The 24,280-nt window shown below is 39.8% G+C and carries 15 protein-coding genes, 15 tRNA genes and 3 rRNA genes; 2 read left to right on the top strand and 31 right to left on the bottom strand.

The genetic code is table 11. The features are described from left to right. Positions 1-71 precede the first annotated feature (71 nt). The 8 genes from ACS127_RS17925 to ACS127_RS17960 form a co-directional block, all read right to left on the bottom strand. A complete protein-coding gene (locus ACS127_RS17925) occupies positions 72-1,085 on the bottom strand; it encodes a tyrosine-type recombinase/integrase (protein WP_440896376.1) in 1,014 nt (337 codons plus the stop codon). Next, positions 1,072-2,058, bottom strand: coding sequence for a tyrosine-type recombinase/integrase (locus tag ACS127_RS17930; RefSeq protein WP_440896377.1), 987 nt, complete (start codon positions 2,056-2,058; stop codon positions 1,072-1,074). The genes ACS127_RS17925 and ACS127_RS17930 overlap by 14 nt, the downstream gene beginning before the upstream one ends. Then, on the bottom strand, positions 2,051-3,286 hold the full coding sequence (locus ACS127_RS17935; protein WP_440896378.1) for a site-specific integrase: 1,236 nt from the start codon (positions 3,284-3,286) through the stop codon (positions 2,051-2,053). The genes ACS127_RS17930 and ACS127_RS17935 overlap by 8 nt, the downstream gene beginning before the upstream one ends. 105 nt (positions 3,287-3,391) lie before the next feature. Beyond that, positions 3,392-4,150 (bottom strand): reverse transcriptase domain-containing protein, encoded by a 759-nt coding sequence (locus tag ACS127_RS17940; protein ID WP_440896379.1) that lies wholly within the window; start codon positions 4,148-4,150, stop codon positions 3,392-3,394. A 474-nt stretch (positions 4,151-4,624) separates the two neighbouring features. Next, positions 4,625-5,284 carry a hypothetical protein gene (locus tag ACS127_RS17945; RefSeq protein ID WP_440896380.1) on the bottom strand — a complete coding sequence of 220 codons (660 nt, stop codon included), beginning with the start codon at positions 5,282-5,284 and terminating at the stop codon, positions 4,625-4,627. A gap of 176 nt (positions 5,285-5,460) precedes the next feature. Then, positions 5,461-5,548: transfer RNA gene (locus ACS127_RS17950), tRNA-Ser, on the bottom strand. 360 nt (positions 5,549-5,908) lie between these two features. Next, the gene (locus ACS127_RS17955; protein ID WP_440896381.1) at positions 5,909-7,087 is read right to left on the bottom strand and encodes a cation:proton antiporter; all 1,179 of its coding nucleotides are present in this window, start codon (positions 7,085-7,087) and stop codon (positions 5,909-5,911) included. A gap of 18 nt (positions 7,088-7,105) precedes the next feature. Then, positions 7,106-7,480 (bottom strand): hypothetical protein, encoded by a 375-nt coding sequence (locus ACS127_RS17960; RefSeq protein WP_440896382.1) that lies wholly within the window; start codon positions 7,478-7,480, stop codon positions 7,106-7,108. 398 nt (positions 7,481-7,878) lie between these two features. On the opposite strand from ACS127_RS17960, the gene ACS127_RS17965 reads away from it, so the two are divergent. Continuing rightward, positions 7,879-8,763: a fructose bisphosphate aldolase gene (locus ACS127_RS17965; RefSeq protein WP_440896383.1), complete on the top strand. Its 885-nt coding sequence runs from the start codon at positions 7,879-7,881 to the stop codon at positions 8,761-8,763. Positions 8,764-8,970: 207 nt separating this feature from the next. Here the strand turns inward: ACS127_RS17965 and ACS127_RS17970 are convergent, their stop codons facing one another. The 23 genes from ACS127_RS17970 to bcp form a co-directional block, all read right to left on the bottom strand. Continuing rightward, positions 8,971-9,870, bottom strand: a complete 900-nt coding sequence (locus ACS127_RS17970; RefSeq protein ID WP_440896384.1) for a GNAT family N-acetyltransferase — start codon at positions 9,868-9,870, stop codon at positions 8,971-8,973. Positions 9,871-10,122: 252 nt separating this feature from the next. After that, a tRNA-Leu gene (locus ACS127_RS17975) sits at positions 10,123-10,204 on the bottom strand. Between the two features lie 10 nt (positions 10,205-10,214). After that, positions 10,215-10,288, bottom strand: a tRNA-Cys gene (locus ACS127_RS17980). A 28-nt stretch (positions 10,289-10,316) separates the two neighbouring features. Further along, positions 10,317-10,391, bottom strand: a tRNA-Gly gene (locus ACS127_RS17985). Between the two features lie 5 nt (positions 10,392-10,396). Continuing rightward, positions 10,397-10,471, bottom strand: a tRNA-Gln gene (locus ACS127_RS17990). 32 nt (positions 10,472-10,503) lie between these two features. Continuing rightward, positions 10,504-10,579 (bottom strand) — tRNA-His (locus ACS127_RS17995). 14 nt (positions 10,580-10,593) lie between these two features. Next, positions 10,594-10,664, bottom strand: a tRNA-Trp gene (locus ACS127_RS18000). Between the two features lie 23 nt (positions 10,665-10,687). Next, a tRNA-Tyr gene (locus ACS127_RS18005) sits at positions 10,688-10,773 on the bottom strand. A gap of 7 nt (positions 10,774-10,780) precedes the next feature. Then, positions 10,781-10,856: transfer RNA gene (locus ACS127_RS18010), tRNA-Phe, on the bottom strand. Positions 10,857-10,891: 35 nt separating this feature from the next. Beyond that, positions 10,892-10,968: transfer RNA gene (locus ACS127_RS18015), tRNA-Asp, on the bottom strand. Between the two features lie 36 nt (positions 10,969-11,004). After that, positions 11,005-11,081, bottom strand: a tRNA-Met gene (locus ACS127_RS18020). 175 nt (positions 11,082-11,256) lie between these two features. Further along, positions 11,257-11,332 (bottom strand) — tRNA-Val (locus ACS127_RS18025). Positions 11,333-11,386: 54 nt separating this feature from the next. Beyond that, positions 11,387-11,458: transfer RNA gene (locus ACS127_RS18030), tRNA-Glu, on the bottom strand. A gap of 23 nt (positions 11,459-11,481) precedes the next feature. Beyond that, positions 11,482-11,573 (bottom strand) — tRNA-Ser (locus ACS127_RS18035). 4 nt (positions 11,574-11,577) lie between these two features. Then, positions 11,578-11,652 (bottom strand) — tRNA-Asn (locus tag ACS127_RS18040). 11 nt (positions 11,653-11,663) lie between these two features. Further along, a 5S ribosomal RNA gene (gene rrf / locus ACS127_RS18045) occupies positions 11,664-11,776 on the bottom strand. A 392-nt stretch (positions 11,777-12,168) separates the two neighbouring features. After that, positions 12,169-15,084, bottom strand: a 23S ribosomal RNA gene (locus tag ACS127_RS18050). Positions 15,085-15,289: 205 nt separating this feature from the next. Next, positions 15,290-16,857 (bottom strand): 16S ribosomal RNA (locus ACS127_RS18055). The 16S, 23S and 5S rRNA genes sit together here with 14 tRNA genes alongside, the layout of an rRNA operon. Before the next feature lie 448 nt (positions 16,858-17,305). After that, on the bottom strand, positions 17,306-18,655 hold the full coding sequence (locus tag ACS127_RS18060) for an ISLre2 family transposase (RefSeq protein WP_440895073.1): 1,350 nt from the start codon (positions 18,653-18,655) through the stop codon (positions 17,306-17,308). 606 nt (positions 18,656-19,261) lie between these two features. Beyond that, on the bottom strand, positions 19,262-19,711 hold the full coding sequence (perR, locus tag ACS127_RS18065) for a peroxide-responsive transcriptional repressor PerR (RefSeq protein WP_440898178.1): 450 nt from the start codon (positions 19,709-19,711) through the stop codon (positions 19,262-19,264). A 256-nt stretch (positions 19,712-19,967) separates the two neighbouring features. After that, a complete protein-coding gene (locus tag ACS127_RS18070; RefSeq protein ID WP_440896385.1) occupies positions 19,968-20,528 on the bottom strand; it encodes a cob(I)yrinic acid a,c-diamide adenosyltransferase in 561 nt (186 codons plus the stop codon). A gap of 1 nt (position 20,529) precedes the next feature. Next, positions 20,530-21,480: a D-2-hydroxyacid dehydrogenase gene (locus ACS127_RS18075; RefSeq protein WP_440896386.1), complete on the bottom strand. Its 951-nt coding sequence runs from the start codon at positions 21,478-21,480 to the stop codon at positions 20,530-20,532. Between the two features lie 129 nt (positions 21,481-21,609). Next, a complete protein-coding gene (gene bcp / locus ACS127_RS18080) occupies positions 21,610-22,080 on the bottom strand; it encodes a thioredoxin-dependent thiol peroxidase (protein WP_440898179.1) in 471 nt (156 codons plus the stop codon). Between the two features lie 1,113 nt (positions 22,081-23,193). On the opposite strand from bcp, the gene ACS127_RS18085 reads away from it, so the two are divergent. Then, on the top strand, positions 23,194-24,261 hold the full coding sequence (locus ACS127_RS18085; protein WP_440896387.1) for an FUSC family protein: 1,068 nt from the start codon (positions 23,194-23,196) through the stop codon (positions 24,259-24,261). Positions 24,262-24,280 lie beyond the last annotated feature (19 nt).

Below are 24,280 nucleotides of genomic sequence, written 5' to 3' on the forward strand. Positions count from 1 at the left end.
TATGCAAAGTAAACTTCAAAAAACCTATGGATAAAGGGCTATTCTTCCATTTACTTTGCATAATATCTATTTTATTTTAATTCAGAAAGCCAAGAAAGAAGCGCTTGATCTCTATTCCAATCCGGTAGATCGCTATTAATCAAATCCGGATAAACATTTTCAAGAGCCTTTCTTTTTGTCTCTGTATCCGTTCTGGCATAGATTTCAGTTGTTTTTAAATCCACATGACCAAGGAAATCACGAATGTATATTAAGTTGACGCCGGCTTGCAATAAATGCATAGCTTTTGAATGACGAAACATATGTGGTTTTACTTTTGCAGGTATCATCGTAGAAGACTTTTGTGCTTCTGCCACATATTTTGAAATAATATAAGCTATTCCTTCCTTGGTAAGCTTGTTATGTTGGCTGTTAGAGAATAAAGGATATTCATTTTTCCATGGTTTATCGAGCTGATGTTCAACAATATAGTGCTCCAACAACGATACCGTATTTTTCATAAGAGGTACACGTCTTATTTTATTTCCTTTTCCGTTTAATACAATGACTGCCGGCACCTCCAAAATGACATCCCTGACAGTAATATCAATTAGTTCCTGTACTCTGGCTCCTGTATCATACAACACACTCATGAGTGTCAGGTTGCGTCGTCCCTTGAGGGAATGTTTATCTGGCTGCTCTAAAAGAAGTTTCATTGCCTCAGGTGTCAGGTGCTCCACCATTGTTTTCTTTACCTTTTTAGTTGGGATGGCGATGACTTTTTGGAAGTGAAAGAGCCCATCGGGCTCTTCAGCCTGTACGTATCGGAAAAAGGAATGAATGGCGGAAAGTCTTTGGTTTCGGGTAGAAATGCTACATTTTCGCTCTTTCTCCAACCATTCTAGGAATTCTATCAGTAAGCCATTCGAAAGAACGCTCATCGTTATTCGTTCTGCTGGTATATTTTTCGTTTCTTGACAATACCTAATTAAGAGTTTAAATGTATCCCGATAGGAGTGAATGGTGTTTTTACTCACATTTTTCTGGGATGGCAAGTAACTTGAAAGAAAGTTCGTGAGATGTTTGGCAAAATCAGTCGGTTTCAACCACATCGCCTCCCAGTACCGGAATCACCTTCGGAAATTGTGTTTCCAATTTTAAAGTAATATTCGGAAACACATCGGCAGTCATGCGCAAGTAATAGGCGGTTTCTTCAAACGTATCGTGTCCCATATATGTTTTCAGTACCGGAAGGTAAGCTGTTAAATCTTTTTCCTGTTCCGTCCATTTTTTTAGGCAGTGAACGGCATAAGTATGTCGAAAATCATGAACACGAGGACCTTTCCCTCTGCCGCCGTGCGAAATATTGGCACCCCATAGAAATTTGCGAAAGTTCTTATATACATTTCCTATAGTCATCGGTTTTCCACCAAAAGCAGGGAAATAATAGTCTTCGACTTTTGAAAATTGGTGTACCTTATCTGAATAATGCCGACAGCGTTCGGTTAGAGGTTTTGACATAGGTATCATTCTACTATTATCTTTCTTGGATTGATGGACGATGAGAATGCCGTTTTCAAGGTCAACGTCAGCCAATTTTAAAAGTCGTGCTTCTGATGATCTTAGACCGCACATGTAAATCATTCGAAAAAATACAGGCATAATGAGATGTTGATACGGACATTCGGAACAGTACTTGCATTTCTCGGTTTCAGTAAAGAACTTAGTAAGTTCCTCCGTTGTATAAATATACGGAGTATATTGTTGCCCTTTCGAAAAGTATCCTTTAGGAAGAATATAAGCATTCGCTCCAACAGAATCCATATACTTCGCAAACTGGCGCATGATGGATGCACGTGAAGATTGGTTAGCCTGAGCCTCATACGTTTTTTTGCTGCACCAATCTAACACAATTTCCTTTGTTAAATCGATTGCATCAGGGTATTTTTCCAATGTAAATTGATCGAAACGCTTAAGGTGACAAGCATTTGTATCATATTTATATCCTACTGCTTTTTTCAATTCCACGTGATTTTGAAGGTGTTCTTTTAAAGGACCTTTATATTGGATATCACTCATAGACAGATACCTCCTCAAAATCAAGCGCACATTCTTTCAACTTTTCGATGTCTGTTTTCAGATAGACAGCTGTTGAGTTCGTATCAATATGCCCCAGGATATCTGAAATGGTGGAAAGCGGTGTTTCTTTTTCCAAAAGCATACTAGCCATTGTATGTCGCAGTGAATGCATACCTCTTCGTTTTTTCAACTTTGGAATACGTGCTTGTTCCATGTATCTACTAATCAGTTGATTTAAATGATCGGCTTCTGAAAATGGACCAAACGGGGCCATGTGTTTGACGAATAGGTAGGGACTTTCTATGTTTGGTCGTCCGTATTTGAGATAATCGATCACGGCCCAGCCCACCTCCGGTGTCAAGGGAAGAGATAGGGGTTCTCTTGTCTTAGATTGGGTGAAGACTAGCTGCTTTTCTTCCCATCGGAAGTGCTCCATTTTCAAATTTTTAATATCCGTACAACGCAAACCCAGAAAACTTGCCATTAAAATAATGGCGTAATCACGTTTGCCTTTTGGGCTTCCTTTATCAATGGCAGCGATTAATTTTTCTAACTCATCTTTTGTCCATACAGACGGAATACGAGTTTGTTTTCTAGCTTGGACCATCGGTGTTTTTGAGGCAAAATCTTTATCTGTCTCACCAATTTCCAAAAGAAACCGGAAAAAAGCACGTATCGAACAAATTACTTGTTCCACCGTTTTATAGGCATAACCAGCTAATGTTTTGATATAGTCATTAATCAGAGTGAGGTTGATATCTTTGCACGCATTTACAGATTGAGAGACAAGATAATCCATAAACCGTTCTGATTGTTTGACATAGTGGTCGATAGTTACCTTAGAATAATTTTGATTCTCACAATATTGCTTAAACTGATGACTTAGCTCAATATAATAGTCATCCGTCAAAATTTCCTTGTGCTTATAATATCGACGTAAGATAGTACGGTGTAACTGAAAGTTACCAATCATCCGGATAACACGCAGTTCTTGTGTTTCTGGCTGCGATAATCTGCGCTCAAAATTTTTCTCAAGAATTTGAAAATGTTTTTCAATAAAATCGATACCTAATTGTTCTGTATAGTAGGTTTCACCTCGATCCTGAGCGAAATGCAGGAGCATTTGCCATCTCCTGCGGTAGAACTGCATGGTACCTTGACTATAACCAAGTCGCAACATTTCCTTCTCCAAGTCATGAATTAGTTCATCCAATGGACTCTTTTGCATGAAACATTCCTCCAAAAATGATATTTGAGCGTTAAGCCCTTATTATCATTTCCGGATATTATGCAAAGTAAATTGATTGTAACTATTGATTTCTCAGGGATTCTATTACATACTTCGCATAATTACTTTCTTTGCATAAGGCGGATTATGCAAAGCTTCGCATAATCCCCCTTGTGGTGTTCCTTCCTCCGATTTTTCAAAGATCCCATCAATCATGATTCCACTTAATAAATATTGTCTTATCAAGCGTAGTACTCGTTTATCCGTTATCCGTTTTTCCACAAAGTGCATTAGTTTATCATGATTTACTGTATCGAAGTAGGCTTTCATGTCCAAGTCCACCACATATTTGTACCCTTGTTCGTAGTACGATTTTGCCCGTATGATAGCTTGATGTGCACTACGTTTTGGACGAAACCCAAAACTATTATCGGAGAACGTCGGTTCAAATATGGGTTGTAATACTTGGTTTATTGCTTGTTGAAGCATTCGGTCCATAACGGTAGGAATCCCCAGCTTTCTTGTTCCACCATCTTGTTTGTCAATTTCAACCCGCAATACGGGCTGAGGTTTATATTTCTCAAGATGCAACTGTGTTAATAATTCTTCCCTATGTTCCCTCAAGTATGGAAGCAACTGGTCGTATGTCATACCATCTACTCCAGCTGCACCCTTATTTCTGACCACTTGAAGGTAAGCTTGATTCAGATTATCCCTTGACAGGATTCTTTCAAACAGATTGGATACACCATTTTGATTGTTCTTTTCACCATGAAAGGCACTATGCGCTTCGACATACCCTTCATGTTCCACACTATCTCTCTGTCGATAGCCAGATTCTCCTGTTTTCTGCAGTTCTCGCACCTTTCACACCTCCTAGACTTTCAAAATTACTATTGTTTGGTCCTTCATGTTTTGGTCCTTTCACACTACTACGACCTCTGCTGACTTCTTGTGATTCACCACGATGTCACCATCTTGGTTGTGTCGGCTCGTTATCACTCAACTTATACGTCACCCTCACAAGACCTCCCCCGGTAAGAACGAAAACTTTCCTCCCACGTAACTGCTAGATTTACTGTATAGGTTTCGGGCAGTATTGGATTTTGTCTTGTTGCGCAGACTCATCCGACCTAAGCCAGCCTTCTATCTAGTTTCTGTTCGTCAGTTCGGGAGTTTGCGTCCAGCTTCCTTCAGCCACTACCTCACGATAGCCACCTTGCCTTTCGCTAACAGTTCCTACTGCCAAGCCTGTAGTAGTCTCTCACCACCAAGCTTTCATTCATGCAGGGCGCACGCAAAATAGAAAAGCACCCCTTAAGGATGCCTTTCTATCAATTAATCATCTAGATCTTCAAGAACTTCAGGAAATACAATACTATCAATAACTTCACCGGATGATTCATCGACAACATCAATGGTCACATTATAATCATCTGAGTTTGTTCCGCTGATATACTGATACATAGTACCAGATACACCTAATGCTACAGTAGCAAAACCATCTAAACTATCTTCAAAAGTTTCTCTATCAACAACCATGTTGAATTTTGAATAATCATTATTTACTTCAACATCCCTGATCGAGACAAAATCATCACTTGAAACTAACTCTTGAATGGTAGCATCTATTTCATCTGCTGTTTGTTTTAGCCATTCTTTATGGACAGACTTGGGCATTTTATAAGTCAATGAACCATCATCATTAGTAGTAATTTCTGTAACTCCCATTTTCTCTGCTTCAGCTTTGATTTCATCGATATCTGAATCATCATCAAGGAAGGAAGCGGGAATGGTCACTTCAACATTCAATAATCCTTTATCAACTTCGATATTTTCTTCATCTGATTCATTTGTTGTTTCAGAATCATCGGCTGTTTCTTCAATTTCAGCTTGATCAGGTGTCTCTGACTGATCTTCCGTTGAATCTCCTCCACATGCTACAATTAAAAAAAACGTTGTAAACAAAACACTGATTAATAATAATTTCTTTTTCAAATAGTTCCCTCTCTCTAATAAAATTGTGGTTCTTACATTTTACCATATTTAATACTGGATAGACAGACAAATTAGGAAGATAAGGAAAGGATATCCTTTATCGATTTAAAGTTCATTAAAACTAATGCTATATTGTGTATTTTCTATTCTAAGGTAAGAAAACCAGTTTTATATGACGGAGAACAAGGGATTTGAACCCTTGAGACAGCTTACACTGCCCACACAAGTTCCAGTCATGCTCCTTCAGCCACTCGGACAGCTCTCTTCCAAAAAAATTTCCCCGTCAAATAGAAATTATAAAAGCTTTAGGAAATTTAATGGAATGATTCTGACTGACACAGGTGATTGAACATTGCTATTTGTTTTTTACACACAGTTCTAGCTTGAAATACTTCTATTGTGTTTTGATGGTCGTGTAATAATAAAACCACTAGTATGCTTTGCAATTATTAATTTTGTGTCTAATAATAATTGGGCTCACTTCATTTTGTCCTAGTGGTTTCTTAATAGTAAAACAAAAAGATAAAAACCTTTTGATCGTTTTACTTTAAAATATCGTTAAGTAATTTATAGATTATTCTTCATGAAAAGTCTCAGACGATTAGTCTGAGTTTTCCAAGATAACTATTTTGCATTTGTTTCTCCAGCCTTATGCAATGATATTTTGGTAATAACGGGACCAATAAATTCGTAAATCAATGTCCCTACAAGTACTACCGCAGTTATTTCTGCTGCGTAGGTTGGCAACAGTTGCTGTGCGACAGTAGTCAAGCCAATAGCGACTCCTGCTTGAGGAATTAACATAGGTCCAAGGTATTTCCTTACACTAACAGGGGTTTTCATTACTCGAGCACCAAGATATGCCCCTAACATTTTCCCAACAACTCGTAAAACAATATAAGTTATCCCTAAAAGCCCAACGGTTGGAATAATACTCAACTGTAATCCTGCTCCAGAAAGGACAAAAAACATCATATAAATTGGTGGTGTTATATATTCAGTCATCTCATCCATAACCTGAGCTTCTAATGAAATATTCGTTAAAACTAAACCAAAGGTCATATTTGCTAACAAATCAGATACTCCAAATGTTATCGATAAGCCCGTACACAAAAATACACCAGCAAATAATGCGGTCAGTCGGCTGTTTCTAGTTGTAAATATTTTTAAAACGTACTTCATTAATAAGCCAACTATAATTCCAATAATCAAAGCAAATATGATATCAATAAAAGGATTTAATAAGGATAACACGACATTAGTTGAGGCATTTGGATTGACTAAAGTTTGCGTAATTGTTGCGGCAAAACCAAATAAAATAATTCCAATCGCATCATCAACAGCCACAACACTTAACAGCATATCAGTTACAGGGCCTTTTGCTTTGTATTGTTCAATCACCATTATTGTTACTGCAGGTGCTGTTGCTGCGGCAATTGCTCCTAATAAAATAGCTAGCGGAAGCTCAAACCCAGCAATTAATAAAGAAATTTGAACAAGTAAAACGGCTGTGGTTGCTTCAAAAACAGCTATTACAATGGGTGCCCAGCCAACTCTCTTAAAGTATGCTCTTTTAAATGACAGACCAATTGTAAAAGCAATAAATGCTAAAGCCACTTGTGAAATAATTCCTAGTGTCTCAACACTGTCTACTGATAATATGCCCAATACTGACGGACCGATAATCAATCCCCCTAATAAGTAACCTGTCACATTAGGTAAGCGGAAAAGTGTCATCAACTTTCCAAAAGCTAAACCAGTAAATAAAATGATTGAGGCACTTAATAACGTACCAAAATCCACGTATATCAACCTTCATTTCTATTTATATTTATTTTTATAGTCATAATCATAATCGCGAATACCATCAGTAAGTAACAATGGTAAGGCGAATAAAATACCCGTTTCTGGCTGATTCAAGTCTCCAATAACTTGATTAATCACAGATCGAGCAATTTTTACTTCATCTTCACTTAATATCATTAAGATCGTTTTGTTTTCTGTATGCGACGGTGTAAACAATGGACGCAGTGTTGATATAATTTGTTCTTCTCCAAGTCTGGATAATTCTTGCATCATACCTGTTGAATTAATGACAGTAGCAGATTCAATCCCTTCATCTTTTAATTCCAATAATAATTTATCAAGATATTGTATTTTATCCAAAATGAATACCAACAAGACTTTATCTGACAAATTTATTCACCTCCTGAATAATCATATATACTATTTTACGCTTCAATTATATAAAAAACAAATTACAAAAAACGTAAATTCGGCACTATCCCACTGTTGAGGTACAAAGATGACTCTTTGAATACAAATTATATAATTTCAACATCCATTTATAACGCTAAATATTTTTTCAAAATATAGATTTGATATTGATTTTCTAATTATCAATTTCTTAAATAAGAAAGCTAAAAGGGGATTATCGGTAGTAATCCAGCTTACACTTTTAGTCTTTTCTGAATAATTCTAATCGAATCCCTTAGTTTCTCAATTGGGGTTAATTCGTTTTCCTTGAACATAACTTAAAAATATTTGATAATAATAGTAACATTGTAATTAAAAATATTCAGAGGAGTGTAAGTATGACTCAAGAACAATTAGAAATCATGCGTGCAAAAGATGGATTTATAGCTGCTTTAGATCAAAGTGGCGGTAGTACTCCAAAAGCTTTAGCCGATTATGGAATTTCTGAAGACGAGTACCATTCAGAAAAGGAAATGTTTAACTTAGTTCAAGAGATGAGAGCTCGAATTATTACTTCTCCATCATTTACATCGGACAAGATTATTGGTTCCATCTTGTTCGAACAAACAATGGACAGAAAAATTGATAATGAGTTTACAGGTGATTATTTAACGAAAATTGGCATTGTTCCTTTTCTGAAAGTAGATAGAGGCTTAGCTGAGGAGGAAAATGGTGTTCAGTTAATGAAACCAATCGATAATTTAGCTGAAACATTACAACGTGCAAACGAACGAAATATTTTTGGAACTAAAATGCGTTCAAATATCCTTTCATATAATGAAGAGGGGATTTCTGAAGTTGTTGAACAGCAATTTGATTATGCCAAACAGATTATTGCTGCTGACTTAGTTCCAATTGTTGAACCAGAAGTGAATATTCATGCTACGGATAAAGAGCAATCTGAAAATTTCTTAAAAAGTGAGCTTCTAAACCAACTCAACCAATTAGATAGTGATCAAAACGTTATATTGAAATTAACTATACCAACTGTTGATAATCTTTATAAGGATTTAATCGATCACCCACGTGTTGTTCGTGTAGTTGCTTTATCTGGAGGTTATTCTGTAGAAGAAGCCAATGAAAAATTAAGCAATAATAACGGATTGATTGCTAGCTTTTCAAGAGCATTATCACAAAATCTAAACGCTAAACAATCACAAGATGAATTTGATCAGTCACTAAAAGAAGCTGTCGATTCCATTTATAATGCGTCAATAACCTAAAATTAATGCTCACTTTAAAAACCAGCGAAAGCTGGTTTTTAAGTTTGATCTGACAGCTTTGATAAGCTAGCAACTTCAATCAAAAGAGCAATAGTACGGTGTTTCTATCGTTTGACTATAGTGTTCCTCACCATTTATTATTCTTTTTTTCTAAATGAAATGATAGAGTTCCCTGACATCCATCTCAGCATTCTATAGCTCACCTTATTAGCTTTTAAAATAATAAAAGTTTGTCGTTTTAATACCTGGAAAGAAACCAAGTTTATCATACACCGATTCAGCTGGATTTCCCACATATACAAAAAGACGTAAAAAATCATACTTCTCTCTTAAAGTATGTAACGCATGTTTTAGCATTTTTGTTGCAAGTCCTTTTCTACGATATTCACTAGATACAGCGACATCATAAACTAACGGCATACCTTCCCAAGATGATATTAAACAGGCAGCAATAACCTCATCACTCGAATCAAAAACAATACTTGAAGCCTCATTTAATAATGTATCACTGTCATTATCTCGAAAATATTTAGTTACTGACTTCAGCTGCTCATCTAATGTATTTAGTCCATCAAAACCTAAATTGTCATAGTTTTCAAAGAATAGCTTAGATATATCGTCTATATATTGACTATTTGGACGAGATATTTTCATATATTCATCCCATTGAATATGAGCAAATCTTTCAGTTGGTCTTATCATGCAACGCCTCGTCTTTAATGGAATGAAGCCAAGTTTTAATAAATGTTCAGCTTGAGATGGCAAAATTCCAAAAGCATTAATAACTTCACCTTTTGCTGCATGATCCATGAAAAGCTTCACTATTTTTTCTAACAATAAATTTTCATCTATAAAAGGCGGAATGGTAAATAACGACATAAATGCATTCTTCTTAAAAACGACTCCCCCAATTCGATTATTACCCTTAAATACCCAAAAACAATACTCCGAATCATCGACAGCCCTAATTCTTTTTTTCCACGTTTCTCTAAAACAAATATTTTCATGATAAATCGCTAAATGCTTTGCAAACTCTTTATTACTTGCTCTTTCAAGTGTCATTTCATAAGATAAAACAGCTTTTGATTTATTTTTAACATCCAACAATCATATCAGCCCCTTCATTGATCTCATTTTGAACAAACTGAGCAATCAGTTTGCTTTCCTTTAATAAGGCATAATATGTCATTATTGGAGGAGATATTCATTTCAACACACTACTGCTGATATATCCAACTGTAAGATCTGATCTAAAACAATTAGCAGCAATACTTATTCTCCACCATAGAGAAACTCGCTTGTTTTCTATATAAAAAAGACCTCCAACGCAAACGCGCTGAAAGTCGAATTTAAAAATGATACCTGAGGTGGGATTCGAACCCACAAGCCCGAAGGCACGGCATTTTGAGTGCCGCGTGTATGCCAGTTCCACCACTCAGGCATAATAAAGATGGAGGCGGTAACCGGATTTGAACCGGTGATAAAGGTTTTGCAGACCTCTGCCTTACCACTTGGCTATACCGCCACTGGGTTTATAGTAGCCAAAATAAAAATGGAGCGAAAGACGGGATTCGAACCCGCGACCCCCACCTTGGCAAGGTGGTGTTCTACCACTGAACTACTTTCGCATAAATGGCTGGGCTAGCTGGATTCGAACCAACGAATGACGGTACCAAAAACCGTTGCCTTACCGCTTGGCTATAGCCCAATATATAAAACTAAATTTTTATTTTCTAAAGATGGGGCGACCGGTGGGGATCGAACCCACGTATGCCGGAACCACAATCCGGTGCGTTAACCACTTCGCCACGACCGCCATAAAACAAAAAACAGGGGTAGTAGGAATCGAACCCACACTGGAGGTTTTGGAGACCTCTGTTCTACCGTTAAACTATACCCCTATGTAGGAAAATTAAATAAAAAATGGTGGAGGGAGTAGGACTCGAACCTACGAACCCGATGGGAGCGGATTTACAGTCCGCCGCGTTTGGCCAACTTCGCTATCCCTCCAAGAAAATGGTGGCTCGAGACGGAATCGAACCGCCGACACACGGATTTTCAGTCCGTTGCTCTACCGACTGAGCTATCGAGCCAAAGAATGGATGATTTTTATGAATTAAGATATAAGTGGCGGTCCGGACGGGACTCGAACCCGCGACCTCCTGCGTGACAGGCAGGCATTCTAACCAGCTGAACTACCGGACCTACTAATTTATGTATTAACTTTATTGAAAATTAAATTGGTTGCGGGGGCAGGATTTGAACCTACGGCCTCCGGGTTATGAGCCCGACGAGCTACCAGACTGCTCCACCCCGCGACGATAAAAAATATATAATTATACTCTCATGCATAATACTAGAAAAAGACTGTTCGTCGTGTTGATAGTAATTTCGGTGAGGATTACACTCCTCACAAAGCCTACATTTGACGTTTTCTCAAGATGTTTACGGCTTTGCTCCACCTCGCGACGATATTTTTTAAAAAGTACTTCATGGTGGAGGATGCAGGGCTCGAACCTGCGACCCCCTGCTTGTAAGGCAGATGCTCTCCCAGCTGAGCTAATCCTCCAGTAAAATAGGAAGTTTATTATTTGAATAATAAATGATCCTATAAATTTATTGATGACCCGTACGGGATTCGAACCCGTGTTACCGCCGTGAAAGGGCGGTGTCTTAACCGCTTGACCAACGGGCCTATGTAAGAAAACAAAGTTTATATGGCGGAGAGCGAGGGATTTGAACCCTCGAGACAGCTTACACCGCCTACACGAGTTCCAGTCGTGCTCCTTCAGCCACTCGGACAGCTCTCCATTATGGCTCCACAGGTAGGATTCGAACCTACGACCGATCGGTTAACAGCCGATTGCTCTACCACTGAGCTACTGTGGAATGGAATGAATGCCTAGCGACGTCCTACTCTCGCAGGGAAAACCCAACTACCATCGGCGCTGAAGAGCTTAACTGCTGTGTTCGGTATGGGAACAGGTGTGACCTCTTCGCTATTGTCACTAGATCATGAAGCATATTTCCAAGTGTTTATTTTTACAAGGACAAGATATATTATATGCATTTTTAGACTAAAATGCAAGTGTTTTCAAGTAAAATTTATCTTTATTGAAAACAGAATATCATTATCTGAATAATATACCTTCAAAACTAGATAAGAAACGCATCGGACAAGTCAAATCATGTAATTCAGCTTTACTGACCCAGCAACGATGTTGCTAAACGGTCGTTTCAGCTTTTTGGTATTATAATCTAGCTCTGTCATCCAACAACTGGGTGTCTTCGCCTATCGCCCTACGATAAGTCATCAGCGATTCACTCTCGTTCATCTTGATTCCTTTATCTCAGTTGATCGGCTCCAGCCACTGCGTTGTTAAACGGATGACTCCGCTTTTTAATTTAGTTAAGTCCTCGATCGATTAGTATTCGTCAGCTTCACATGTCACCATGCTTCTACCTCGAACCTATCTACCTCATCGTCTCTGAGGGATCTTACTCTAATGATGGGAAGTCTCATCTTGAGGGAGGCTTCATGCTTAGATGCTTTCAGCACTTATCCTTTCCATACGTAGCTACCCAGCCATGCTCCTGGCGGAACAACTGGTACACCAGCGGTATGTCCATCCCGGTCCTCTCGTACTAAGGACAGCTCCTCTCAAACTTCCAAACGCCCACGACGGATAGGGACCGAACTGTCTCACGACGTTCTGAACCCAGCTCGCGTACCGCTTTAATGGGCGAACAGCCCAACCCTTGGGACCGGCTACAGCCCCAGGATGCGATGAGCCGACATCGAGGTGCCAAACCTCCCCGTCGATGTGGACTCTTGGGGGAGATAAGCCTGTTATCCCCGGGGTAGCTTTTATCCGTTGAGCGACGGCCCTTCCATACGGCACCGCCGGATCACTAAGCCCGACTTTCGTCCCTGCTCGACTTGTTGGTCTCGCAGTCAAGCTCCCTTCTGCCTTTACACTCGTTGAATGATTTCCAACCATTCTGAGGGAACCTTTGGGCGCCTCCGTTACTTTTTGGGAGGCGACCGCCCCAGTCAAACTGCCTGCCTGACACTGTCTCCGAACCGGATCACGGTCCTGGGTTAGAAGGTCAACACCCTCAGGGTGGTATCCCACCGGCGCCTCCACGTAAGCTAGCGCTCACGTTTCAACGGCTCCCACCTATCCTGTACAAAGGATGCCGACATTCCATATCAGGCTACAGTAAAGCTCCACGGGGTCTTTCCGTCCTGTCGCGGGTAATGCGCATTTTCACGCATAGTATAATTTCACCGGGTCTCTCGTTGAGACAGTGCCCAAGTCGTTGCACCTTTCGTGCGGGTCGGAACTTACCCGACAAGGAATTTCGCTACCTTAGGACCGTTATAGTTACGGCCGCCGTTCACTGGGGCTTCAGTTCAACGCTTCGCTGACGCTAACGCATCCCCTTAACCTTCCAGCACCGGGCAGGTGTCAGCCCCTATACTTCGCCTTTCGGCTTCGCAGAGACCTGTGTTTTTGCTAAACAGTCGCTTGGGCCTTTTCACTGCGGCTTCTCATGCAAGAAGCACCCCTTCTCCCGAAGTTACGGGGTCATTTTGCCGAGTTCCTTAACGAGAGTTCTCCCGCTCACCTTAGAATTCTCATCTCGCCTACCTGTGTCGGTTTGCGGTACAGGCACCTGTGTCCTGGCTAGAGGCTTTTCTTGGCAGTGTGAAATCGGGAACTTCAGTACTTGATTTCCTTCCCCATCACCACTGGTCATTAGGTCAGACGGATTTGCCTATCTGACTGACTCATGGCTTGGGCGCGCTCTTCCAATCGCGCGCTTTCCCTATCCTTCTGCGTCCCCCCCTTGCTCTTAACGGCCACGAGGTGGTACAGGACTATCCACCTGTTGTCCATCGCCTACGCCTGTCGGCCTCGGCTTAGGTCCTGACTAACCCTGAGTGGACGAGCCTTCCTCAGGAAACCTTAGGCTTTCGGTGAAGAAGATTCTCACTTCTTTTTCGCTACTCATACCGGCATTCTCACTTCTAAGCGCTCCACCAGTCCTCTCGGTCTGACTTCTCAGCCCTTACAACGCTCTCCTACCATTGTTCAACGAACAATCCGTAGCTTCGGTGATACGTTTAGCCCCGGTACATTTTCGGCGCAGCGTCACTCGACCAGTGAGCTATTACGCACTCTTTCAATGATGGCTGCTTCTAAGCCAACATCCTGGTTGTCTGGGCAACGCCACATCCTTTTCCACTTAACGTATACTTGGGGACCTTAGCTGACGGTCTGGGTTGTTTCCCTCTCGACTATGAACCTTATCACCCACAGTCTGACTCCCAAGGATATATCTCTGGCATTCGGAGTTTGACTGAATTCGGTAACCCGGTAAGGGCCCCTCGTTCAATCAGTGCTCTACCTCCAGAATACATGCCTTGAGGCTAGCCCTAAAGCTATTTCGGAGAGAACCAGCTATCTCCGTGTTCGATTGGCATTTCACCCCTACCCACACCTCATCCCCGCATTTTTCAACATACGTGGGTTCGGGCCTCCAGTCAGTGTTACCTGACCTTCACCCTGGACATGGGTAGATCACACGGTTTCGGGTCGACGACCCTTTACTCTAAACGCCCTATTCAGACTCGCTTTCGCTGCGGCTTCACCTTTTCCGGTTTAACCTTGCAAAGAATCGTCACTCGCCGGTCCATTCTACAAAAGGTACGCCGTCACCCATTAACGGGCTCCGACTACTTGTAGGCACACGGTTTCAGGTTCTCTTTCACTCCCCTCCCGGGGTGCTTTTCACCTTTCCCTCACGGTACTGGTTCACTATCGGTCACTAGAGAGTATTTAGCCTTGGGAGATGGTCCTCCCGGATTCCGACGGAATTTCTCGTGTTCCGCCGTACTCAGGATCCACATCGGAGAAAATCACTTTTCCACTACAGGGCTCTTACCTTGTCTCGCAGACCTTTCCAAGTCGCTTCGTGTAAATGATTTCTTTCTCACTCCATGTGATGTGTCCTACAACCCCAAGAAGCAAGCTTCTTGGTTTGGGCTCGTTCCGTTTCGCTCGCCGCTACTCAGGAAATCGCTTTTGCTTTCTCTTCCTCTGGGTACTGAGATGTTTCAGTTCCCCAGGTCTGCCGCATTTAACCTATGGATTCAGTTAAATGCTCTACTCCATAACGAGTAGAGGGTTCCCCCATTCGGATATTCCCGGATCTTTGCTTACGTACAGCTCCCCGAGACATTTCGGTGTTCGTCCCGTCCTTCTTCGGCTCCTAGTGCCAAGGCATCCACCGTGCGCCCTTTCTTACTTAACTAAGTTGCGTTTGCACGCTTTACAGTAAAAAAGACTTGTTCTTACTTGATTTGATGTCTTGTCATATTTCTTATCTAGTTTTCAAGGTACAATACTTGCTTGAGAGATTGATCTCTCAAAACTGAACCAAACAACACATGTGTTAAGTATCATCTAAACTCAAGTTAGATGTTCCTATTAATCAGTCTAGCTCTGATTTTCCTTAGAAAGGAGGTGATCCAGCCGCACCTTCCGATACGGCTACCTTGTTACGACTTCACCCCAATCATTGGCCCCACCTTCGGCGGCTGGCTCCCATAGGGTTACCTCACCGACTTCGGGTGTTGCTAACTCTCGTGGTGTGACGGGCGGTGTGTACAAGACCCGGGAACGTATTCACCGTGGCATGCTGATCCACGATTACTAGCGATTCCGGCTTCATGCAGGCGAGTTGCAGCCTGCAATCCGAACTGTGAAGGGTTTTCTGGGATTGGCTTCACCTCGCGGCTTCGCTGCCCTTTGTACCCTCCATTGTAGCACGTGTGTAGCCCAGGTCATAAGGGGCATGATGATTTGACGTCATCCCAACCTTCCTCCGGTTTGTCACCGGCAGTCATCTTAGAGTGCCCAACTGAATGCTGGCAACTAAGGTTAAGGGTTGCGCTCGTTGCGGGACTTAACCCAACATCTCACGACACGAGCTGACGACAACCATGCACCACCTGTCACTTATGTCCCCGAAGGGAAAGCTTTATCTCTAAAGCGGCCATAAGGATGTCAAGACCTGGTAAGGTTCTTCGCGTTGCTTCGAATTAAACCACATGCTCCACCGCTTGTGCGGGTCCCCGTCAATTCTTTTGAGTTTCAGCCTTGCGGCCGTACTCCCCAGGCGGAGTGCTTAATGCGTTAACGCCAGCACTAAGGGGCGGAAACCCCCTAACACCTAGCACTCATCGTTTACGGCGTGGACTACCAGGGTATCTAATCCTGTTCGCTCCCCACGCTTTCGCACCTCAGCGTCAGTTACAGACCAGAGAGTCGCCTTCGCCACTGGTGTTCCTCCACATCTCTACGCATTTCACCGCTACACGTGGAATTCCACTCTCCTCTTCTGTCCTCAAGTTCTCCAGTTTCCAATGACCGCTTACGGTTGAGCCGCAAGATTTCACATCAGACTTAAAAAACCGCCTGCGCGCGCTTTACGCCCAATAATTCCGGACAACGCTTGCCCCCTACGTATTACCGCGGCTGCTGGCACGTAGTTAGCCGGGGCTTTCTCGTTAGGTACCGTCAAGGTACGAGCAGTGACTCTCCTACTTGTTCTTCCCTAACAACAGAACTTTACGATCCGAAAACCTTCTTCGTTCACGCGGCGTTGCTCCGTCAGACTTTCGTCCATTGCGGAAGATTCCCTACTGCTGCCTCCCGTAGGAGTCTGGGCCGTGTCTCAGTCCCAGTGTGGCCGATCACCCTCTCAGGTCGGCTACGCATCGTTGCCTTGGTGAGCTGTTATCTCACCAACTAGCTAATGCGCCGCGGGCCCATCTATCAGTGACAGCTTTAAGCCGCCTTTTATCCTCTCATTAGGTAATCAGAGGTCTTATCCGGTATTAGCTCGCGTTTCCGCGAGTTATCCCCGTCTCATAGGTAGGTTGCCCACGTGTTACTCACCCGTCCGCCGCTCGTTCCACCCTTTATCACTCCGAAGAGATCGAAAGGGTTTCACGCGCTCGACTTGCATGTATTAGGCACGCCGCCAGCGTTCATCCTGAGCCAAGATCAAACTCTCAATAATATTGAATGAGCATCTCTTCTACTCTGCTTTGAAGCACTAGCTTCTTCTTACTTCTTTACTTAACTTAATGGTTGTTTGGATTCAGTTTTCAAAGATCAATTAAGTGCCGTCTTTTTTTGCGACAGCTTTTATAGTATATGATAATCCAGATGCATTTGTCAATCATTTTTTAAAAGAAAATCTCATCCAAATTTTAACTATAAAAATAATCACTTAAGATTTATTCAGACAAACTCTAGTTCGAAAGCATTGCTTCGATACTCTTGCTTCAAGCAACGTTTATAACTATATCATGTTTTTTTATTTTAGCCAATCTTTTTTTGAAAAATGATTGTGTCAAGTATTTGTGGGAGTTTTTTTATGTCCCTTATTTTATATTGTTTTTAGCCTATGATTTGGCAGCGTTGTCACTCCTGTATTCCTTTAAAAGAAAAGCTATTTTAACTTTTTAAAATCCTCTTAAACCTTTCAGAGCTTCTGTAATAGGAGCCCCCATTGCTTGTTTCAAATAACCTAAATTCTGACGAGTGGCTTCTGTCGCACTGTTTTTCAGCTTCTCAACGAAGTGTTTAGGTGGCTTTTCAGCTTTGGGCTCTTCAGTGAATGCCTGCGTTTGCTCAAGGATTCCATGTAACGTTTTAATCTCTAAATTGTCTTTTAGAGCCACCATGACATCGACGAATTTATCAAGCCCTCGATCACTCCAGCTACGACCGTGGTTGAGTCTTCTCGCAAACACACTCATGGTTCCTTCTGCACTACCCATTGGGCGAAAACCGGTTATATCTATCCCTTTTCTCTCTAATTTTTTACGGTAATCTCCGAGTGCCTTCGGATACTTTGAGAGCTGAGCGATTAAGGCTTCCAACTCTTCTTCCTTCTTTTCATTTTCCAGTGTCCCCACTGCACTATTTAATTCCACCATAAACCCTTCCCAATCATAAACAGCTAGCTTCTTTTGGATCGAACGGGATCTTGGATGCCCTCGAAAGATCAGGCGGACATCACGAGCGACATGAAAACGATCAATGACAAAAGTAGCGTTCTTCTGGAAATAGTCTCGACAAGACGTGATCCAATTCGCTCCATCTCCATTGATGACGAGATGGTGTCGCGTTGGGTCATATTCATAAGTGGTCATCAGATAGGTCTCAAACGCTTCCCAAAATGGACCGTTGCCTTCATGAATAAAATGACGTTTCTCGATGAGTTTCGCTCGCTTGCCATTCATCTCCCATCCTTGATGGGTACTTGCTATTTTAAGTTCTCTTCCTTTTTTCCCTTTCTCTTGGCTCTTTGTATTTAAGCCATCCACTTCAACGAATAAAACATCTTGTTCAAGGGGGACAGACTCTTCTGGAACCACTTCCGTATGCAAAAGCTGTTGACGGATCCCTTCATGACTGATGACAGGATACCCTAAGAACCTTTCGAGTACCTTTCCAGCTTGTCGATAGGAAGCACCTGTGACAGCTAGTTCAATCGCCAAATCTTGCACGACTGGACTCATTCCTTTTGTTCCATCAAAGGCTAAATATTGATCTAATAAGTACACATATTTCCCTGTTACTTTATCTTGGTAATAATTTCTCTTCAGCTCGACTTGTCCAAAAACAGATTCAAACGATAACGTACGTTTATCTTTTAAGTAAAATCTTTGTTTGTCTCTTCCTAAAGCAATCGCCTGATCAAACTCCTGAAGGATTTTTGACATCATCTGTGAAAAACTTTCTTGTAAGGTACGGTATATTATTTCTTCTAACTCTTTCATTGTCAGCTGAGATATGATATCTTTCATATGAGGACCTCTTTCTATAGTTTTTGTTTGTCGTAAACTTAACTATATAAAATAAGGTCCTCTTTTTCATCTCAAACGACTTATCTACTACCGCGCTTTCGCTTGGTGCCCCTGTCATGGGTGTTAAAGTCTAACGACTTTAACACCCATGACAGGGAAAATTTACTCCCACAAACATTTTACTCTAACTTGAAAAATATTTTAGTTGGGCTAAATATTAAATTGTGCATGACCTACAATATATATTATACGGTTTAAAAATTAATTTATCGTATTAACACCTTTGAGAAGCTTATTTTCACTTAATCTTTTTTAGCAAAGGTATGCTTTCTTCTACTTGAAATTTTTAAATTTCTACTTCGTCGAATAATTTTTTGGGGGACTCAAAATAAAGATAATACTAATTCTTACGATATGATTGTACAGTAGCCTTCTATAACGCGATGACTTGTCCCGTCCAAAAGCACTTGCTTAAATCACCCGCTTCTAAATTATAAAGCGAAACTTCAATCAGTGGGAGTTTTACGGACGGTTATCTGTGATAAAACAAATTAAAAACACCTCTATTACTTCAACCCATAATAATGGAGGTGTTCTTTATATTCATTAAGCTTTATTTTTACAGTCTGGACAAGTTCCATAGATCTCCATACGGTGATGACTTATTGTAAAACCAGTAACCTTTTCAGCTAATGATTCAACTTCATCCAAGGTTGGGTAATGGAAGTCAACAATTTTACCACACGACTCACAAATCACATGGTAGTGCCTGGATGTTGAATAATCAAAACGACTCGAGGCATCTCCATAGGTTAGCTCTTTCACAAGACCAATTTCTTTGAAAACACGTAAATTATTATAAACCGTTGCAACACTCATATTTGGAAATTTACCTTCCAATGCTTTATAAATTTCATCAGCTGTTGGATGTGTTTTTGCATTAACTAGAAATTCTAGCACTGCAAAACGCTGCGGAGTAATACGAACTCCTGATTGTTTTAGACGTTCTACCGCTTCTTGCAGTTCATTATGCTCATGATGTTCATGCATGACCATCCACCTCGCTTTCATTAAAATAAATTTAAAGGAATTATTATTGACCATTGTAACCATTAATCCTCATATTATTGAGAATTAATACTCTACTATATTAAAAACGACAGGCTAATTTTTCATTTTATATAAGTTTCATTATTCAATAATTGCCATTATTACTTTATAATTCTTATAATTAGTTTAACCATAATACGTTCTTATGTCAATAAAACAACCTTTTATTAAAAAAAGTAAGGTGAATATCAAATATCTGCTTTTACTCTACTTGAAAACTTTCCTCTTCAAATGCACTAAACGCATTCACATATCTTGCACTAACAAATAACAGATCAGATAGACGATTCAAAAATACCAATACAAGTGGATTAATTTCATCCTTCAAACTAACAACTTGGCGTTCAGCTCTCCTTACAATTGTTCTGGCTTGGTGTAACATGGCACTTGTTTGATGACCATTAGGTAAAATGAATTGAGTTAAAGAAGGGATTTGCTTTTCCCAATTATCAATAGCATCCTCCATTTGGTCAATATGTTTTTGGGTAATTTGCCAAGGCACATCTTTACCTTTTGGTGTCGACAATTCTGAGCCAACATGAAAGAGTAGTGTTTGAACTTTTTTCATCCAATAAAGAAACGTTTTCCGCTCTGATAGAGACCAAGAAATTCCTTGATCAATTGTACTTAAAGCTACACCGATAACTGCATTCGCTTCATCACATGTTCCATAAGCTTCAACACGCAAATGGTTCTTGCCAATTCTTTCTCCATATATTAAAGACGTCTCCCCTTGATCTCCTGTCCTCGTATATATTTGCATGTTAATACCCCCTGTCAAGATTTATTTGATTTACAGAAACAGATCCTTCCTTAATAAAACTGACTAAGTTTTCACGAAATATTTCTATTGCTCGAGGTACATATTGCTCTGACTTACCTGATATATGTGGGGTAAGTGTTACTTTTTCATGAGTCCACAATGGACTTTCTTGCGGTAATGGCTCTGTTTGGGTTACATCTAAGATAGCATGTTCAATTTGATTGTCATTCAAGGCTTTTAAAAGTGTCTCTTCAGCTACTACATTTCCCCTACCCATATTTAAAAAGATAGCTCTACTTTTCATCCATTTAAAATGATCATCTTGATAATATCCCTCCGTTTCCTTTGTACTTGGTAAGATAGAGACAACAAAATCAGCAGTCTCTAAAGCACTTTTTATTGAACTATTTTGATAGACATGATCAAAATAAGGACGTGTTCCACCAGCTTTTGTCACTGCAATTGTTTCCATTTGAAAGGCTTGACCAAGACGCGCCACCTCTTCACCAATAGCACCAGCACCTACAATCGTTAATGTACAACCTGCTATTTCACGCATCTCTATTGTTTTATCCCAAACCTTATTTTGCTGTCGCTCAGCCAAGGCTAGATGATTTTTATAATGACTTAACAGCATCGTTAAAGCATATTCCGCCATCGGTATTTTATGTATCCCTCGAACATTTGTCATCAAAATATTTCGCTGTTGAATACGCTCATTTGGCATTTTATCTATCCCTGCTGACATAACCATAATCCACTTTAACTGTTTAGCTTGATCAATATGTTTGACTTCGATATCGCTGCCATAAGTTAGCAAAACATCTGCTTCTGACAGGTATTCACTTGCCTGATCAATATTGTCCATGAATTTAAAGGTGACTTTCTCAAAATCTTTCTTAAGTTGCTGTTCTATATCTTCAGTAAACCTAGTACTAGATAAGATAAGCATAAACAATCCCCCCTCATCTCTCATTATATATAATTTAATATCCCCTAAAATTAAGAAGTTTAATAAAAAATTGCTATATCAGTTGAAAGCGCCAGTCCTAATAAAATAAGAACTAGCGCTAATCATCTATTATCCTTCAATTTCTCGAACAGCTTGTAAGACCTCTTCAACATGTCCGTCTAATTGAACATCTAAAAATACTTTTTGAACAATGCCTGATCGATCAATAATAAATGTAGAACGTTGATTACTATAATACTCCTGTCCTGATTTTTTCTTTAATGTCCAAACCCCAAATTTTTCTGCCAGCTGATACTTCTCATCAACAATAAGTGTGTAAGGTAAATCATGTTGTTCTTTGAATGATTCGTGACTTTCTTTTGAATCAGGACTTACTCCAATTATTGTTGCGTTTAATTGTGAAAATTTATCATGGTTATCACGGAATGAACATGCTTGAGCAGTACATCCCGGCGTGTTATCCTTTGGGTAAAAATATAATACAACAACCTCACCTTTAAAATCCGGTAATGATATTCTCTCACCTTCACTTGTTATTAATGGTAGATTAGGAACAGAATCGCCCACTTTAATCATAATGATCAGCCTTCCTTTCCTTTAATCGTATTAAAAACAGCTTATCCAATTTCTAACTGCTTGACAAGTTATCTGCTTTCCATCTTAATTAAAAATAATTAATTGATCTTTTGATCAAGGTGCTAATAAATTATACCCGAAAAAAAGGGATGTTAAACTCACTAAAACAATTTGTGCTATTTAACTCATTAAATGATAAATTTGTTAATAGCCTATAAAGTATGACATTCTAGACTATGCGGAAAATGATTATAAATTCATAAAAATGAATTTATATGCACACAATCTCTGAACTTCTTTTTATTTATCCTGTTAACTCTTATCAGAAATTGGTTTAGTATTAAGAGCAGTTCTTAATTACATCTAAAAAATACCGATTTAATAATTCTTATATAAAACGAAACTTCAATCAATAGGAAGTTTTCAATGCATAGGAACAGTGGGAGGTTTTCAATGCATAGGAAATGCTAGCGCAAATGTTTTCGATGGGACGAGTAACGCAGTCCCAGATGTTGTCACAAGTCTTTTCGATGGGACGAGTAACCGCAAGTGTCTTCGGTAGGGCGAGTAATCACAACCCCAGTCCCAGGATGTGACGGTTTTAGTCTGCATTCCCTCTTCTCCTACTGATTGGCACTGGGATTCAGGCTAAGTAAGGCACTTAGTTTTGCGATGCAAATAATTTGTAGCCTTCCTTAATACAACTACTCGTCCCGCCGTAGTGATTTGCCACCGAAACCCATTGTTGTCCCGAGTTTTACGGGCGATTATCTGTGATAAACATTAAATAGCTTATTTAAATAAATGACACTATAATTAAACGGTTTAAACAGCTATTCTTTTTTAAGACCAGATCACATTTCAAGTTTTTTATAAAATTGTGAATATTCATTTATTTTAAATTGATAATCCATTCAGAATATGCTATGATAATTTTTGAAATTTATTTTTCAACTCATGCTTTATTTGTCAATTTGTATGACTTCCCTTCAAAGCATGAAACTTGGCCTTTTCTGAGAATTTCTCATTAAAGGTCCTTTTTGTTTAATAACGACCTTTTAAGGAAATAACATATAGGAAGAAGTATCTTCTTAAGTTAAGGGAGGCTCTGCTCTAATGAAATTAGGAGCTAGAATGTTTAAAACAGGATTGGCTGTTGCCATTGCATTATACTGTGCTTCACTCATTGGCTTTCCATCAACAGTTTTTGCAGGCTTTGCGGCGGTATTTGCGATTCAGCCTTCGATATATCAATCATTTAAAATAACGATTAAACAGCTTCACGCTAATTTCGTAGGAGTAACTACTGGGATTGTCCTTTCTTACCTGTTAGGAAATGAAGCCATTGTCGTTGGAATATCTGTTGTGATTGTTATCATTCTTTGTCGATTTTTTAAATTAGAAAAAAGTGCGGTCTCTATCGCATTGATTGCTGTTATTTCTGTGATGGAAACAACGATGATGGAGATTTACCAATTTGGTCTACTACGGTTTTCATCACTGATGTTGGGTATTCTTTCAGCTTTCGTTGTTAATCTTGTTTTTATCCCACCTAAATATGAATCAACTTTGTTCCAGCATATTGAACATTTGACATTAGAAATTTTACAATGGCTCAGGGTGACTACTCGGCATTTATCAGACGACCCTTCTTTAAAAAAAGAAATGAAACGGATTAATGGTGAATTAAGACGCATGGATGAGCTTTATTTACTTTTTTCGGAGGAACGTGTTTATTTACAAAAAAATCGACTTATGCGAGCGCGAAAGCTAGTTTTATTTAGACAATTAATTAAAGTAAGTCATGCTAGCTTTGATTTGTTAAAGACAATTCAAACCCTTGATAATCGAACAAATATGATTCCAAAGGACATTCAGACTAAACTTGTCCAAGAAATTGATCTCGTTATTCACCGACATGAGCACATGTTACTGAGCTTTATAGGCAAAATTAAACGCTATGACCAAAGCATTGCCAAATCTGAAAAAATCTCTGAGTTCATCGATGCATTACTGAATCTCTATCAAGAGAATGAAAGTGATTACTTAATTTTTCTCCCTTTAGCAACGAAATTAATGACTTATTACCGAGAACTCTCACATTTACAATCCCTATTGAATAGTTATGATCACTTTCATTCAGATGAAAAGTTTAAAATCATCCCAAAGCGAGATTTAGATTAAAAATTTATTGTATGTATAG

This window comes from Amphibacillus sp. Q70 (assembly GCF_052055485.1).
In the GTDB taxonomy this organism is placed as follows: domain Bacteria; phylum Bacillota; class Bacilli; order Bacillales; family Amphibacillaceae; genus Amphibacillus.

Bases quoted from the DNA above. Each gene is read 5' to 3' on its own strand.
- ACS127_RS17965 (WP_440896383.1), top strand. From the start codon at position 7,879: ATGACTCAAGAACAATTAGAAATCATGCGTGCAAAAGATGGATTTATA.
- ACS127_RS18075 (WP_440896386.1), bottom strand. From the start codon at position 21,480: ATGCTTATCTTATCTAGTACTAGGTTTACTGAAGATATAGAACAGCAA.
- ACS127_RS18085 (WP_440896387.1), top strand. From the start codon at position 23,194: ATGAAATTAGGAGCTAGAATGTTTAAAACAGGATTGGCTGTTGCCATT.
- ACS127_RS18070 (WP_440896385.1), bottom strand. From the start codon at position 20,528: ATGCAAATATATACGAGGACAGGAGATCAAGGGGAGACGTCTTTAATA.
- ACS127_RS18060 (WP_440895073.1), bottom strand. From the start codon at position 18,655: ATGAAAGATATCATATCTCAGCTGACAATGAAAGAGTTAGAAGAAATA.
- perR (WP_440898178.1), bottom strand. From the start codon at position 19,711: ATGGTCATGCATGAACATCATGAGCATAATGAACTGCAAGAAGCGGTA.
- ACS127_RS17935 (WP_440896378.1), bottom strand. From the start codon at position 3,286: ATGCAAAAGAGTCCATTGGATGAACTAATTCATGACTTGGAGAAGGAA.
- ACS127_RS17930 (WP_440896377.1), bottom strand. From the start codon at position 2,058: ATGAGTGATATCCAATATAAAGGTCCTTTAAAAGAACACCTTCAAAAT.